We start from the raw sequence: 15,862 nt of genomic DNA on the forward strand, positions 1-15,862 counted from the left end.
TGTGCCGCGGTGGCCTTTGCTGCCGGGGAGCCGGTCCGCGACGCGTCGTCCCTCACGGCAGCGGGTCGCCGGACGCCTGCGCGTCCGAATCGTCGTGACCGCCCCCGGGCGTCCCGGCTGCTCCCTCGGGCAGCAGAAAGGCGGTGAGCGCGGCCGTGTCGTCCTGCAACTGGTTGTGGCTGTAGTCCAGCAGGTCCTGATGGAGCCGTTCCAGCAGCTCCGGGGGTGGCATCGGACCCCACGAACGCAGCCGCTGGAGCAGCGGGTAGAAGTCGCCGGCGGGATCCCGGGTCTCCGTCACCCCGTCCGTGTACAGGAGCAGTTGGTCGCCGGGGCCGAAGGCGTAGGTCTCGACGTGGTACGGGTCCCTGACGAGCATGCCGAGGTTGAGCGGCGGACCCGGCTGCCCCTGGTCCAGCTCGCTCACCTCGCCGGGGCGGATGAGCAGCGGCGGCGGATGGCCGCAGTTGAGGATGCGGACGATCCTCCGGTCCTCGGGGATCTCGGCGAAGAGGGCGGTGACGAACCGCTCACCCAGCTCGGTCCCGCCCAGCCGGTCGGCCCGGCGGGTCATGCTGGTGTCCACCCGGTCCACCAGCGCATGCAGGTCGGGTTCGTCGTGCGCGGCCTCCCGGAAGGCGCCCAGCATCGCCGCCGCGGTCTCCACCGCGAGCAGCCCCTTGCCCCGCACGTCCCCGATGAGCAGCCGGACCCCGTACGCCGTGGGGACCGCCTCGAAGAGGTCGCCTCCGATGCGCGCCTCCGCGGCCGCGGACAGGTAGAAGCTCTCCAGCAGCAGGTTCCCGATCCGGTGCGGGACCGGTCTGAGCAGGACGCGTTGGGCGATCTCGGCCACGAACCGGACGTCGGCCAGGGTGCGTTCGCGACGGGTCCGGTGTGCGGCCAGAATCGTGCCGAGCGCGCCCACCAGGGCCGTACACGCGTAGGCGGCCACATAGTGCCGTTCCCAGATGTAGCCGACGGAGCGTCCCGCGCAGCACGGGGTTCCGGCCAGTAAAAGTTCGAGTCCGATGGCGAAGACGGTGGCGACGGCGACGACGACGGGCGGGTGCGCGAAGGCGGTCACCAGGGGCAGGGCGATCAGTACGAAACTCACCGGCCACTGCACCGGGGTCACCGGTTCGATCAGCAGTACGGCGGCCACGTACAGGACCGGTAGCCAGCGCATCCACGCGGGGGGCGCGGGCAGTGGTGGGTTGGGACCGTCGTACCTCACCCGGGACTCCTGGCATACGAATCTAGACAAGACACCCAGCCTCCCGGGCCGACGTCCGGAACGCCGGTGATTGCTCCACTCAGCGGCATGTTCCGAAACCGGCAGCATCATTCGAGCCATGCGTCGAAACATTCGGAGATTCCGGGCCCTCTTGATTGATCTTGATTCGCCAGACTTCGGCATATCCGATCTTCGAATGGGTGAATGGTGTCTGCCAACTGCGGAGACGGCCCGCCGGATGGATCGAAGGTTTCGAAATAACTACCGAAACTGTTGATAGGTGACATGGGCAGACCAACACTCCCGACCAGGCCACACCCGCACAGGCCACACGAGGAGGCATCCCATGAACCCGCTCGACCACGCCCTGAGCCGCAGGAGTGCCGGCGCCCTGCTGCTGGGCGCCGCCGCCGGGCTGGCCCTGCCCGGCACCGCCCGGGCCGCCACCGTCGTCACCACGAACCAGACCGGCACCAACAACGGCTACTACTACTCGTTCTGGACCGACGCACAGGGCACGGTCTCCATGACCCTTGGCTCCGGCGGCACCTACGGCACCAGCTGGAGCAACACCGGCAACTTCGTGTGCGGCAAGGGCTGGAGCACCGGCGCCCGGCGGAACGTCACCTACTCGGGCAGCTTCAGCCCCTCCGGCAACGGCTACCTGTCCCTCTACGGCTGGACCTCGAACCCGCTCGTCGAGTACTACATCGTCGACAACTGGGGCACCTACCGGCCCACCGGCACGTACAAGGGCAGCGTCACCAGCGACGGCGGCACCTACGACATCTACCTGACGACGCGGTACAACGCCCCGTCGGTCGAAGGCACCAAGACCTTCAACCAGTACTGGAGCGTCCGCCGGTCCAGGCGGACGGGCGGCACCATCACCACCGGCAACCACTTCGACGCCTGGGCCCGGGCCGGCATGTCCCTCGGCAGCTTCAGCTACTACCAGATCCTCGCCACCGAGGGCTACCAGAGCAGCGGCAGCTCGAACATCACGGTGGCGTGATGAGTGCCGTCGTGGAGCGCTCGTCACGTCCCCTGGTGGCAACCGCCGCCGCCGTCGCGCTGGCCGCCGCGGGCACCCTCGCCGCCGGCGCCGCCCCCGCCCACTCCGCCACCTGCGCCGGCTACGTCGGCCTCACCTTCGACGACGGACCGTCCACCGCCCACACACCGGGCCTGCTCGGCGCCCTGAGGGCGAACGGACTGCGGGCCACCATGTTCAACGAGGGCCAGTACGCGGCCGCCTATCCCGCCCAGGTCAAGGCCCAGGTCAGCGCGGGCATGTGGGTCGGCGACCACAGCTACACCCACCCGCACCTCACCCAGGAGACCCAGGCGCAGATCGACTCCGAGATCTCCCGCACCCAGTCGGCGATCGCGGCTGCCGGCGGCGGGACACCGGTCCTGTTCCGGCCCCCCTACGGCGAGACCAACGCGACCGTACGGGCGGTCGAGGCCAGGTACGGGCTCACCGAGATCATCTGGGACGTCGACTCGCAGGACTGGAACGGCGCGAGCACCGACGCGATCGTGCAGGCCGTCTCCCGGCTCACCGGCGGCCAGATCATCCTCATGCACGAGTGGCCGGCCAACACCCTGGCCGCGATCCCGCGCATCGCCCAGACCCTCGCGGCCAAGGGGCTGTGCTCCGGGCGGATCTCCCCGCAGACCGGTCGCGCCGTCGCGCCCTGAGCGAGCGCCGGCACGAGTGGCGCGGCGGCCCGTCAACCGCCGCGCCACCCTCATGACTTCGGATGAACGGAAACCGCCCGCCCGCCTCGCGTCGATAGGTTCGCCACCGTGGACTACTACGACCTGGGCCCTCACGGCCGGCGCGTGACGACTTCGTCCGCCGCCGCACAGACCTGGTTCGACCGGGGACTGAACTGGACCTACGCCTTCAACCACGAGGAGGCCGTCCGCTGTTTCGAGGCGGCCGGCGCGGCGGACCCGGACTGCGCCATGGCCGACTGGGGCGTCGCCTACGCCCTCGGCCCCAACTACAACAAGCCCTGGGAGTTCTTCGACGACGACGACCTGGCACGCACCGTGGAGCGGACCCACGCGGCGGTGGAACGCGCCCACGCCAAGGCCGCGCACGCAACTCCCGTCGAACGCGCCCTGATCGAGGCGCTGCGTGCCCGGTACCCGCAGGCCGCGGCGCCGGACGCGGCGGCCTGCACGGTGTGGAACACCGGTTACGCCGACAGCCTGCGCACCGCCTACGAACTGGCGCCCGACGACCTCGACGTCGCGACCCTCTACGCGGACGCCCTGATGAACCTCACCCCCTGGCAGCTCTGGGACATCCGCAGCGGCCGGCCGGCCGACGGAGCCCGCACGGAGGAGGCCAAAGCCGTGCTGGAACGGGCCCTCGGGACCGGGGCCGGCGCCGGGCACCCGGGGCTGCTGCACCTCTACATCCACCTCATGGAGATGTCGCCCACACCCGAGACCGCCCTGCCCGTCGCCGACCGGCTGCGCGACCTCGTGCCCGACGCCGGACACCTCCAGCACATGCCCTCGCACCTGGAAGTCCTCTGCGGCGACTACCGGCGCGTCGTCTCCGACAACGCCGCGGCCGTCGCCGCCGACGACAAGTACCACGCCCGCGCCGGCGCGATGAACTTCTACACCCTCTACCGCTGCCACAACCTGCACTTCGGGATCTACGGCGCGATGTTCCTGGGCCGCTTCCAGGACGCCCTCGCCACGGCCGAACGGCTCGAAGCCGCCGTACCGGAGGAACTGCTGCGGGTGCAGAGCCCGCCGATGGCCGACTGGCTGGAGGGCTTCCTGGCCATGCGGGTGCACGTCCTCGTCCGCTTCGGCCGCTGGGACGACATCCTGCGCCTGCCGCTGCCCGCCGACCCCCGGCTGTACTGCGTGACCACCGCGATGCTGCACTACGCGCGCGGTGTCGCACACGCGGCCACCGGCCGGATCGCCGAGGCCGGGACCGACCGGGCCCGCTTCCGGGACGCGGTCGCCGCCGTCCCGGCGACCCGCATGCTGTTCAACAACACCTGCACGGACATCCTGGCCATCGCCTCCGCCATGCTCGACGGCGAACTCGCCTACCGCAAGGGCGACTTCGACAGCGCCTTCGCCGCCCTGCGCCGTGCGACCGACCTGGACGACAACCTTCCGTACGACGAACCCTGGGGCTGGATGCAGCCCACCCGGCACGCCTACGGAGCCCTGCTCCTCGAACGCGGCCGGGTCGAGGAGGCCGAGGCGGTCTACCGCGCCGACCTCGGCCTGGACGACACCCTGCCCCGGCCGTTGCAGCACCCGGGCAACGTCTGGGCCCTGCACGGCTTCCACGAGTGCCTCCGGCGGCTTGGCCGTGAGGGGGAGGCGCGGATCGTGGGCCAGCAGCTGAAGCTTGCGGCTGCCAACGCGGACGTGCCGATCAGGGCGTCGTGCTTCTGTCGGGCGGAGTGCTGCGGTGCGTAGGAGGCGCTGCGACGGGTCGTCGGATGTCTACGTCGCCGTCGTGGCTGGTCGCGCAGTTCCTCCCCCAGCCTTCGGCCGGGGGTACCCCCAGCGCCCCTTCGGGACGCGGCGTTCTTAGAGCGCTCGCGCGACCAGCAGGGCGACGTCGTCGTGGTCGTCCGGGTGGCGCAGGCCGTGCAGGAGGAGGTCGCAGGTCTCCTCCAGGGGGCGGTGGGGCTCGTCCAGGAAGCCGAGGAGGACGTCGAGGCGGTCGTCGATGGGGTGGCGGCGGGTCTCGACCAGGCCGTCGGTGTACAGGACCAGCAGGTCACCCACGTCGAAACGGACGGTCGTGGTCTCGAAGGGGATGCCGCCGACGCCCAGCGGGGCGGCCGTCGGCAGCTCCAGCAGGGCCGGCGGCCGGTCCGAGTGCACCAGCGCGGGCGGCATGTGCCCGGCGTTGGCGATCTCGCAGGTTCCGGTGTGCGGGTCGTACACCGCGTACAGGCAGGTGACGATGTAGTGCTCCAGATCGCAGGTGATCCGGTCGAGGTGCCGGAGCACCGCGTCCGGGGGCAGTTCCAGGTCCGCGTAGGCGCAGGTGGCGGTGCGCAGCCGGCCCATGGTGGCGGCGGCGTCGATGCCGTTGCCCATCACGTCGCCGACGACCAGCGCGGTCCTGTCCTGCGACAGCGGGATCACGTCGTACCAGTCGCCGCCCACCTCGCTCGTCGCCTGGGCCGGTTCGTAGCGGGAGGCCAGTTCGAGACCGGTGTGCCGGGGCGGGTGGTCGGGCAGCAGGCTGCGCTGGAGGGTGAGGGCGGTGTTGCGGACGCTCTGGAACCAGCGGGCGTTGTCGATGGCCACGGCCGCCCGCCCGGCCAGTTCGGTGGCGAGGACGACATCGTCCTCGTCGAAGGGGAGCGGATTGCGGGTCCGCTTGAGGTCGAGGGCGCCGAGCACCTCGCCGTGCGCGATCAGCGGCACCGCGAGATACGAGTGGACGCCCGCCTCCTCCAGCAGGGCCCCGGCCTCCGGGCTGCGGGCGATGCGCGGCAGGTCGTGCTTGCCGACCCGGGGCACCAGCACCGGGCGGGCGGTGTGCACGCACAGCGTGACCAGCCGGTCGCCGTCGTAGGAGGCGAGGTCACCGGGTGTGTCGGCGGCTCGCAGGGCCACCGTGGGGTGGGCGGCCTTGAGGGCGAGGGCCCGGAACAGCTCGGGGCCGTTGTCGGGGCGGCGCGAACGGCGCAGGGCCAGTGCCGCGTCCAGCACGTCCACCGCGACCACGTCCGCGAGCACCGGGGTGGCGATCTCGGCCAGCTCGTGCGCCGTGCGCTCCACCTCCAGCGAGGTGCCCACCCGGGCCGAGGCGTCGGCGATCAGGGCGAGGCGGCGCCGGGCCCGGTCGGCCTCGGCCGCCGCGCGGTGCCGTTCCGTCACGTCGACGACCGAGGTGGCGGCACCCAGGACCCGGCCACCGGGGTCCTCCAGCCGGTAGAACGACAGGGACCAGGCGTGCTCGTGCTCCGGGTCGGCCGGCGTACGGCCCACGTGGTACTGGTCGAGCAGCGGCGTGCCGGTGGTGAGCACCTGGCGCAGCGCCGACTCCACGGTGTCGATGTCGGGCAGCGGCAGCGTCTCCCGCAGATGGCGGCCGATGTGCTCCTCGGCGGGCACGCCGTCGATCCGCTCCAGCGCCGGGTTGACCAGGAGATAGCGCAGATCGGGATCCATCAGGGCCAGGCCGATCGGGGACTGGTTGATCAGCCGCTCGCACAGCGCCAGGTCGGTCTCCAGCCGCTGGAGCAGGTTGTGGTCGGCGACGATGCCCAGGGCGTAGACGTCGCCGAGGTCGTCCAGCAGCCGCATGGTGCGGAACTCCATCAGCCGGCTGCTGCCGTCCTTGTGCCGCACCGGGAAGGCACCGGCCCAGCTGTGCCCGGTCTCCAGCACGTCCGTGAAGACCTTCACCGCGGCCTTCAGATGCTCCGGCTGAACGAGCAGCCGCGCCGCGTTCCTGGTGAGGGCCTCCTCGGACGTGTAGCCGAAGAGTTCCTCGGCCTGCGGGGTCCAGAACACGATCCGGCCCTGCGAGTCCAGCGCCACCGCGGCCACGCTCAGCAGGTCCAGCAGACTGGTCGGACGCGGTCCGCCGGAGCCGTACCCCTCATCGCGGGAGCCGTCCGCGTCACCGGCCCGCAGGGAACCCACAGCCATCCCTCAACCACCTCCACCGGCCGCCGGGCCGATGCCGATGCCGCTGCTACGGCCCTTCCATGCTGCCCCCGGCCGGCGTCTCGCCCCAACTCCAGGCCGGGTACCCCGGTCCGCGCCCGGTCTCACCTGCCATGTCCGGCCGCCCGTCCCGCGCCCGTCAGGGGCCTGCACAACGGGTGGACAAGCAGGAACATTGGGGTACGTACAGGATGTAGCCAATGGATTCTCCGCGAGAAGATTTCGACGTGCCGACCACCGTGGGGCCGCACGACCTCCTGGACGCCTCCAGCGACGCTGCGGCGGTGCTGTCGGCAGAGGGCGACGTGATCGGCTGGACCCGTGGCGCCGAGGCCCTGCTCGGCCATCCGGCCGCCGCCGTGCTCGGGCACCCCGCGGCGCGGCTGCTCGCCATGCGCGTCGACCCGGCCCGGGCCGCCGGCGTCGCGGAGCGCTGCCGGTCCGGCATGGGCTGGAGCGGCCTCGTCCCGGTACGGCACCTCGACGGCCGCAGTGTCGTCGTCGACCTGCGGGTCTCCGCGTCCTTCCGGATCGACGGCGCCGAGTGCTTCCTGCTCTCGGCGCGGGAGCAGCGCCCGCAGTGGACGGTGGGCCAGTCCGTTCTCGACGGATTCCTGACCCGGTCGCCGATCGGCATGGCCGTGATGGACCTGGACCTGCGGTACGTCTGGCTGAACGACACCCTGGAGCAGTTCGGCGGGGTGCCCCGCGAGCAGCGCCTGGGCCGCCGGCTGAGCGAACTGCTGCCCGGTCTGCAGGGGACCACCATCGAGGGCCTGATGCGCAAGGTGCTGACGACCCGGGAGCCGGTCACCGACTACGAGTACCTCGGCTGGAGCTGGTCGGATCCGCACCGCCAGCGCGCCTACTCGACGTCGTTCTTCCCCCTCGTCGACCCCGACGACGCGGTGACCGGCGTCTGCTACATGGTCTCCGACGTCACCGAACGCTGGAACGCGCGGCAGCTCCTGTCGATGGTCAACGAGGCGGGCACCCGCATCGGCACCACCCTCGACGTGCTGCGCACCGCTCAGGAACTCGCCGACTTCGCCGTCCCGCGCTTCGCCGACTTCGTCATCGTCGACCTCCTGGAGCCCGTCCTCAGCAACGAGGGGCACGGCACCTGGCTGCCCGACGCGGGCCCGGCCCCGGCCCGGGCGGTGATGCGGCGCGCCGCGCTGCGGACGGTCCGCGAGGGCAGCCCCGAGGTCGTGGCGCGGATCGGCGACCGGGTCGACTTCGTACCCCCGCCGCACGGCGTCGACCTGCTCATCAGCGGCGAGCCGGTCCTCATCCCCGAACTCGACCCCGACGACCGTCTCTGGATCACCGAACAGCCCGCGCGGGCCGCCCGCATCCGGGAGTTCGGACTGCACACCCTGATCTCGGTGCCGATGCGGGCGCGCAACACCGTCCTGGGCCTGACCACGTTCGCCCGCTCGCTCAACCCGCTCTCCTTCGGACCCGACGACGTCCTGCTCGCGCAGGAACTGGTCGCGCGTGCCGCCGTCTGCGTCGACAACGCCCGCCGCTACACCAGGGAGCACACGGCCGCCGTCACCCTCCAGCGCAGCCTGCTGCCCCAGGCCCTGACCGGCGGCACGGCCCTGGACGTGGCCTCCTCCTACCTGCCGGCCGACGCGACGGACGGCGTCGGCGGCGACTGGTTCGACGTGATCCCGCTGTCCGGTGCCCGGGTCGGGCTGGTCGTCGGCGACGTGGTCGGGCACGGTCTCACCGCGGCGGCGAGCATGGGCCGGCTGCGCACCGCCGTGCAGACCCTCGCCGACATGGACATGCCTCCCGACGAACTCCTCGCCCACCTCGACGACCTCGTGCTGCGGCTGGGGGAGGAGGGGAACGCGGGTGCGGTGGTGGAGGGCAGCGCGGACACGTTCGTCGGCGCGACCTGCCTGTACGCCGTGTACGACCCGGTGACCCGGCGGTGCGCGATGGCCCGCGCCGGACATCCGCCACCGGTGGTCGTCTCGCCCGACGGGCACGTCCACTTCCCCGAGATCCCCGCCGGACCCCCGCTCGGGCTCGGCGGCATGGCCTTCGAGGCCACCGAGATCGAGCTGGCCGAGGGCAGCCTGTTCGGCCTCTACACCGACGGTCTCATCGAGGGCGCCGACCAGGACGTCGAACTGGGCATGGCCCGCCTCCGCGGTGCGCTGGCCGGCCCCGGCGCCGATCTCGACACGCTGTGCACGACGGCCGTGCAGCAACTGGTCCCCGTTCCCCAGCCCGACGACATCGCCCTGCTGCTGGCCCGCACCCACGCCCTGGGTACCGACCACGTCGTCTCCTGGGACGTGCCCGTCGACCCGGCCGCCGTCGCCGCCGTCCGCGCCGAGGCGGTCCGCCAGGTGGTCGCGTGGGGCTACGACGAACTGGCGACGACCACCGAACTCATCGTCAGCGAACTGGTCACCAACGCCATCCGCTACGCCGAACCGCCCATCCGGCTACGGCTGTTGCGGGACGCCTGGCTGACCGTCGAGGTCGCCGACGCCAGCAGCACCGCGCCCCGGCTGCGGCACGCCCGCAGCACCGACGAGGGCGGCCGCGGCCTCTTCCTGGTGGCCCAGCTCGCCCACCGCTGGGGAGCCAGGTACACCGGAGAGGGAAAGATCATCTGGGCCGAGCAGGAGATCCCCGGCGCGTGACCGGTCGGATACCGACCGTCCTCGTGCCCCTGTCAAATTCGCACGTATGGCCGTACGCTGTCAATTCATAAGGATTAGGCAGCAATTGGGGGAGCCGCCATGTCCGGGGACGGCGTGTACGGTCCGCACCAGGAACCACCGCAGCACGAACCGCAGAACCACGGCTTCCCGAGCCAGGGCTTACCGGGCCAGGGCTTACCGGGCCAGGGCTTCCCCGGCCCGGCCGCCCCGGGCCCGGGTTTCCCGCCTCCCGGCTCCTTCCTGCCGCCGATGCCGTCGGCTCCGCCGCCCGCTCCGCCGGACCCCCTGCGCGCCACCGCCGTCGCCCTGCTCAACCTGACCGGCCTCGGCCTCGGCTACCTGCTCCTGCGAAGATGGCTCCCGACGGCCGCATGTCTGGCGGCCACCGTCGTGCTGCTGCTGGTGGCGCTGCCGGCGGACGCCGACGGCGTGCCCGGCACCGCGCTCGTCCTGTACGCCGTTCTCCTCCTGCTGGCCGCCGTCCACGGCTGGTTCGCCGGCCTGCGCACCCGCCTGGCGTGGCCGGGACGGCGGCCCGTCGCCCTCGTCCTCGGCATCGTCCTGCTCGCCGTCCCCGTGGGCGGCGCGCTCTGGTACGACAGCGCGCAGAACGAAGCCGTCGAACGCGCCCTCCTCGACCGTCTCGACCGTGCCGACCGGCAGGTCGACGCGGCCTCCGGACAGGACTTCGGCACCGCCAGGCCGGGCTACCGGGCCGCCCTGGCCGTCTATCGCGACCTCGCCGTCCACCACTCCGGCTCGCGCGCCGCCGCCCAGGTCCCCGACCGCCTGAAGACCTACTACACGACGGTCGCGGCGGCCTACAGCCACCGCGACTACTGCTCGGCCGTCGAACCGCTCCAGTTCCTGCGGACGGTGCCCGACTCCATGCCGAAGGACCAGCTCGGCACGCTCGCCCACTGGCCCGACGACCGGCTGGCCACCTCGCTGTACGAGTGCGGCGCGCAGGGCCTCGCCGCCGGCGGGACCGACTGGGTCACCCGGTTCGGCGACCTGCTGGGCACCTTCCCCGACTCCGGCCAGGCCGCCAAGGTCGTACCTGCCGTGGACGCCGCGGAGAAGAAGGCGGCGAAGGCGGTCTCCGGGAAGGATCCCTGCGGCGCCGTCAAGCAGTTGGGCACTCTGAACACGCAGATCGTCCAGCTGTCGAACGGGTCGAGCGCCGAGGCCGACGGCCTCGTCAAGGTCGCCGGCCGGGCCGACCGCAGCCGGGACGCGGGGGAGTACCAGTGCGGCGTCAAGCAGTACCGGGACGGTGACTACGCCCAGGCGCAGCAGACCATGCAGCAGTTCGTCACCGACAACCCGCACGACGGCAACCGCGACCGCGCCCGCAAGATCGCCATCGGCGCCGAGGTTGCCCAGACCCTCCCGGCCGCCGGCAAGAAGCTGCCCACCACCGCCTCCGGCGGCGGCATCTCCGTGACCGTCAAGAACGACAGCCCCGACGACATCACCGTCCTGTACACGGGCCCGGTCACCGGCAGCTTCACCCTGAAGGCGTGCGGGAGCTGCAAGGCGTACTCGTTCGCCAGCCCGCTCATCAGCGGCTGGGAGCCGTGCAGCGACAGCGGCAAGAACTACCCGCAGCGCACGATCAGTCTGCCGCCCGGCACCACGTACTTCGTGCACAAGCCGAAGAACGACAGCACCGCCACCCCGGGCTCCGACACCGCCAAGCTCCGCTACGGCTACATCTACACGGAGTGCGCCTACACGACGCAGACGCTGGGGTCCACCTACTGAGCGGCGCCGGAGGCTGTCGGCGGCGCCAACTAAGCTCCCGCGCATGAACGACGAGGGCAGGGACGACCCCGCGAGACGGGTCGTCGACGGGCGGTTCGAGCTGGTTGCACGGCTCGGTGGCGGCGGCATGGGCACGGTGTGGCGGGCCACCGACCTGGTGCTCCGGCGCAGCGTGGCCGTGAAGGAGGTGCGGCCGTCCGACCCCGGGCTCGCCGAATGGGACCCCGAGGCCGCGCGGCTGCTGCGCGAGCGGGTGCTGCGGGAGGCCCGCGCGCTGGCCCGGGTCGACCACCCCAACGTGGTGACGATCCATCACATAGTCGACGGCGGCCCGGGGACCTACCCGTGGATCGTCATGGAACTCGTCACCGGCGGTTCGCTCGCCGACCGCCTCGCCGCCGGCCCGATGAACCCGGTCGAGGCCGCGCGCATCGGCCGCGAGGTGCTGGCCGCGCTCCGCGCCGCCCACGAGGCGGGCATCGAACACCGCGACGTCAAGCCGGCCAACGTCCTGCTGCGCCCCGACGGGCGCCCCGTGCTCACCGACTTCGGCATCGCCGCCGTCCGCGAGTCGACCGCCCTCACCGCCACCGGGTCGGTCATCGGCACCCCCGACTACATGGCGCCGGAACGCGTCTCCGGCAAGGACGGCGGGCCGGCCGCGGACCTGTGGTCGCTCGCGATGATGCTGTACGTCGCCGTCGAGGGCCACCATCCGCTGCGCCGGGGCACGACCCTCGCCACGCTCGCCGCGGTCCTCGCCGAGGACGTACCGCCACCGGTGCAGGCCGGGCCGCTCACCGACGTCCTCACCCGCGTCCTCGTCCGCGACCCGGCGGCCCGCCCCGACGCCGCCGCACTGGAGCGGATGCTGGCCCACGCCGCCCGGCAGACCGGGTCCCCCACGTCGTTCCCCCTGCAACCGCCGTCCGCACCACCGCAGGATGTGCCCCCGCAGGACGCGCCCCCGCAGGACACGACGCCGACGTCCCCCGCGCCCGCCGCGCGCCGCCGCCGGACCCTGCTCCTCCTGCCCGCGGCCGCGGTGGCCGTCGCCGGCGTGCTCGCGTGGACGCTGCTGCCGGGCACGGGCGGCGACGGCTCCGGGCCCACGGACCGGGGGACCACGGTGCCCTCGGCATCGTCCCCGGCCGGGAGCACCTCCTCACCCACGGCCGCGCGGCAGACCATCACGACCGACCTGCTGACCCCGCAGGGCATCCGCACCGCCGTCGCGGCCTTCGAGAAGCAGACCGGCCGGGACCGCTTCGGAAAGCTCGCGGTGTACCCGGACTACGTCATCGCCTACCTGATGGTGAAGGGCAGCGACACCGCGTACGACATGTACACCTACCGCCCCGGCCAGGGCGTGCAGAAGGACATCATCTCGGGCGACCTGCTCAGCGACGAGACACCCGTCCGCCTCGACGGCTTCGCCTGGGACAAGGTCCCCGCACTGCTGACCGAGGCCCGCAAGCAGCTCAAGGTCCCCCACCCGACCAGCCGCTACCTCCTCGTCGTCCTGCCGGGCAACGCCTTCGGCGACCCCGCCGGGATGTCCGTCTACCTCAGCAACAAGTACAGCCAGACGGGATACTTCCAGACGGACAAGCTGGGCAAGGTCGTCAAGGTGATGCCGTACGACGGCTGAGCGGATCCCGGTGGACGGACGCGGTGGACGGGGACGCGGTGGACTCACCCCGTGAGCGTCCGCACCGGCTTTCCGGCCTGCCACGCCGCGATGTCCTCGACCGCGTCCCGGTAGAACACCTCGTACAGATCCCGGCTGACGTAGCCGATGTGCGGGGTCACCACGGCGTTCGGCAGGGAACGCAGCGGGTGGTCGGACGGCAGGGGTTCGCGGTCGAAGACGTCCAGTGCCGCGCAGGCGATGCTGCCCTCGGTGAGGGCCCTGATCAGCGCCGCCTCCTCGACCACCGGCCCGCGTGAGGTGTTCACCAGGATCGCCGTCGGCTTCATGAGGCCCAGCTCGCGCGCCCCGACGACACCCCGGGTGCGCTCGCTGAGCACGACGTGGACGCTCAGCACGTCGGAGCGTTCGAACAACTCGTCCCGTGCCACGTAGGTCACCCCTTTCGCCTCCGCGTCCGCCGGCGTCAGGTGCTGGCTCCAGGCGATGCACCGCATGCCGAAGGCGTGCCCCACCTCCGTCACCGCCGTCCCCAGCCGGCCGAGGCCCAGCACCCCCAGCGTGGCGCCCCGCAGACTCGTCCCCAGACCCTCCTGCCAGCCGCCCCGCCGCACCGACTCCACCTGCTGCGGGATCAGCCGCGCCGCGGACAGGATCAGCCCCCAGGTGAGTTCGGTCGTCGGGTGCGAGAAGTATCCGGTCCCGCAGACCGTGATCCCCAGCCGGCGGGCGGCTGCCACGTCGATCGCCGCGTTGACCGGCCCGGTCGTGACCAGCAGTTTCAGGCGCGGCAGTCGGCCCAAAGTCGACGCGGGGAAAGGAGTCCGCTCGCGCATGGCCACGACCACCTCGAAATCGGCGAGCGCGGCCACGACCTCGCCTTCGCCGTCGAAGGCATCCGAAAAGACCTGCACGTCGGCGCGGAGCGACTCCCAGTCCGCAAGCCCCAGTGCCACACCCTGGTAGTCGTCCAGGATCGCGATCCTCATCCGCACACCTCTCGCTCTCGGCCCCGATCTTCAGGGTGTCACCCGAGCGCCGCCGGAGGCATCACGTGCGGCACGTGGTCGGCGGGGCGGGCCCGCGGGTCCCGGACCGCGACAGCAGGGGCGGACCGGACTGCGCAGCGCGGCCGGTCCGCCGATCCGGTGCCGCCACCACGGTGAGCAGCGGTCGACGCTCGTCGTGCGCCCGGCGCCCACGAGCCCGCCGGACGTTCGCACACGCACACCGCGGCCGGCCGCTCGACCCCACCGCGTTGCTGTGCCGGCTGCCGGAGCCGGTCCCGGGCACGGACACCCGGCCGGGAGAGCGGCCCGCGGGCGGCTGACCGCCGCCACCCGGCGCCGGCCACCTGCCGGAACGCACTTGGTCTGCACCATTGACATGTACGCGCGCCGGGGCCTTCAATGCGGCACACCCGCATATGTATCCCACGGTCACGTATGAGGAAGGCCCCCGCATGAACACCCCCCACCCGCACCTCGCCTGGCCCCGCACCCTGTTAAGACTCCTCGCCCTGGTCGCGGTCGTGCTCGGCGTCCAGGCCGGCCCCGCCCACGACGCCCGCGCCGCCACCACCGTCAACGTGATCGCCTTCTACGACGGCACCTACGACGCGGCGCACATCAGCTTCGACCACGAGGCCAACACCTGGTTCCCGCAGGCCGGCGCGGCCTACGGCTTCACGTACACCGCGACCACGGACTGGAGCCGCCTCAACGCGTCGACCCTGGCCAACTACCAGGTCGTCATGTTCCTCGACAACTACCCGCACACCGCCGCGCAGCAGACCGCTTTCCAGAACTACATGGCGGCCGGCGGCGGCTTCATCGGCTTCCACGTCTCGGCGTACAACGACAACACCAGCGACTGGCCCTGGTACCACAACACGTTCCTCGGCACCGGCACCTTCAGGAGCAACACCTGGGGACCGACGCAGGAGACCCTGCAGATCGACGACCCCTCCCACCCGGCGACCGCGAACCTGCCGTCCACCACCACCTCCTCGGTGAGCGAGTGGTACAGCTGGCAGAACGACCTGCGGCAGAACCCGGCCATCGACATCCTCGCCTCGATGGCCCCGTCCACCTTCCCGATCGGTACCGACCCCAACCAGACCTGGTACAGCGGCTATTACCCGATCGTCTGGTCCAACCGCAACTACAAGATGGTCTACAACAACTTCGGCCACAACGCGATGGACTACTCGACCAACACCACGCTGTCGTCGACGTTCGCCAGCGCCCAGCAGAACCAGCTCCTGCTCCAGGAGATCAAGTGGGCGTCCGGCCAGTCCGGCCCGGTCACCCCGCCCACGAACGCCACCGGCCCGATCCACGGGTACGGCGGCAAGTGCGTGGACGTCGCGGGCGCGAGCAGCACCAACGGCACCGCCGTGCAGCTCTACGACTGCAACGGCACCACCGCCCAGAACTGGACGGTCGGCAGCTCCGGCACGCTCACCGCGCTCGGCAAGTGCATGGACGTCACCGGGGCCGGCACCGCCGACGGCACCAAGGTGCAGCTTTACGACTGCAACGGCACCGGATCGCAGGTGTGGCAGGCCGGCGCCAACGGCTCCCTGGTCAACCCGCAGTCGGGCAAGTGCCTCGACGCCACCGGCCCGAGCTCGGCCAACGGCACCCGGCTCCAGATCTGGTCCTGCTCGGGAGCCGCCAACCAGAACTGGACGCTCCCTTCCTGAGCCACCCGGCAGTTCCCTGAGACGCGGGCATGCCGCCGGCAGCACACGGCATGCCCGCGTCCCGCGCATGACCCGAGGAAGGGGCAGGCTTCAGCGACGTTCACCTTAGGTTGCAGGTCCAA

General features: G+C 71.8%; 9 protein-coding genes and 1 pseudogene. 7 read left to right on the forward strand and 3 right to left on the reverse strand.

All coding sequences use genetic code 11. The features are described 5' to 3' along the window. Positions 1-52: 52 nt before the first annotated feature. Entirely contained in the window at positions 53-1,237 is a 1,185-nt protein-coding gene (locus tag ACFZB3_RS07780) for a SpoIIE family protein phosphatase (RefSeq protein WP_391371324.1), read from the reverse strand. Between the two features lie 346 nt (positions 1,238-1,583). Here ACFZB3_RS07780 and ACFZB3_RS07785 point away from each other — a divergent pair, with 346 nt between their 5' ends. From ACFZB3_RS07785 to ACFZB3_RS07795, 3 genes and pseudogenes are all read left to right on the forward strand, one after another. Then, positions 1,584-2,252 (forward strand): glycoside hydrolase family 11 protein, encoded by a 669-nt coding sequence (locus ACFZB3_RS07785; RefSeq protein ID WP_391371326.1) that lies wholly within the window; start codon positions 1,584-1,586, stop codon positions 2,250-2,252. Further along, a pseudogene (locus ACFZB3_RS07790) lies at positions 2,252-2,938 on the forward strand (polysaccharide deacetylase family protein); the annotation flags it as partial. The gene ACFZB3_RS07785 and the pseudogene ACFZB3_RS07790, both read left to right, overlap by 1 nt. A gap of 111 nt (positions 2,939-3,049) precedes the next feature. Next, on the forward strand, positions 3,050-4,708 hold the full coding sequence (locus ACFZB3_RS07795) for a tetratricopeptide repeat protein (protein WP_391371329.1): 1,659 nt from the start codon (positions 3,050-3,052) through the stop codon (positions 4,706-4,708). Between the two features lie 114 nt (positions 4,709-4,822). Here the strand turns inward: ACFZB3_RS07795 and ACFZB3_RS07800 are convergent, their stop codons facing one another. Then, entirely contained in the window at positions 4,823-6,907 is a 2,085-nt protein-coding gene (locus ACFZB3_RS07800; RefSeq protein ID WP_391371332.1) for a SpoIIE family protein phosphatase, read from the reverse strand. A 218-nt stretch (positions 6,908-7,125) separates the two neighbouring features. On the opposite strand from ACFZB3_RS07800, the gene ACFZB3_RS07805 reads away from it, so the two are divergent. The 3 genes from ACFZB3_RS07805 (at position 7,126) to ACFZB3_RS07815 (ending at position 13,033) form a co-directional block, all read left to right on the forward strand. Beyond that, on the forward strand, positions 7,126-9,594 hold the full coding sequence (locus ACFZB3_RS07805) for a SpoIIE family protein phosphatase (RefSeq protein WP_391371335.1): 2,469 nt from the start codon (positions 7,126-7,128) through the stop codon (positions 9,592-9,594). Between the two features lie 270 nt (positions 9,595-9,864). Then, positions 9,865-11,382, forward strand: coding sequence for a hypothetical protein (locus ACFZB3_RS07810; RefSeq protein ID WP_391372064.1), 1,518 nt, complete (start codon positions 9,865-9,867; stop codon positions 11,380-11,382). Positions 11,383-11,425: 43 nt separating this feature from the next. Then, positions 11,426-13,033: a protein kinase gene (locus ACFZB3_RS07815; RefSeq protein ID WP_391371338.1), complete on the forward strand. Its 1,608-nt coding sequence runs from the start codon at positions 11,426-11,428 to the stop codon at positions 13,031-13,033. A gap of 44 nt (positions 13,034-13,077) precedes the next feature. Here ACFZB3_RS07815 and ACFZB3_RS07820 read toward each other — a convergent pair whose 3' ends face one another. Further along, positions 13,078-14,022: an NAD(P)-dependent oxidoreductase gene (locus ACFZB3_RS07820; RefSeq protein ID WP_391371341.1), complete on the reverse strand. Its 945-nt coding sequence runs from the start codon at positions 14,020-14,022 to the stop codon at positions 13,078-13,080. Positions 14,023-14,495: 473 nt separating this feature from the next. On the opposite strand from ACFZB3_RS07820, the gene ACFZB3_RS07825 reads away from it, so the two are divergent. After that, positions 14,496-15,740, forward strand: a complete 1,245-nt coding sequence (locus tag ACFZB3_RS07825) for a ThuA domain-containing protein (RefSeq protein ID WP_391371343.1) — start codon at positions 14,496-14,498, stop codon at positions 15,738-15,740. Positions 15,741-15,862 lie beyond the last annotated feature (122 nt).

The sequence above is a fragment of the Streptomyces sp. NPDC008092 genome (genome assembly GCF_042957285.1).
GTDB lineage: Bacteria > Actinomycetota > Actinomycetes > Streptomycetales > Streptomycetaceae > Streptomyces.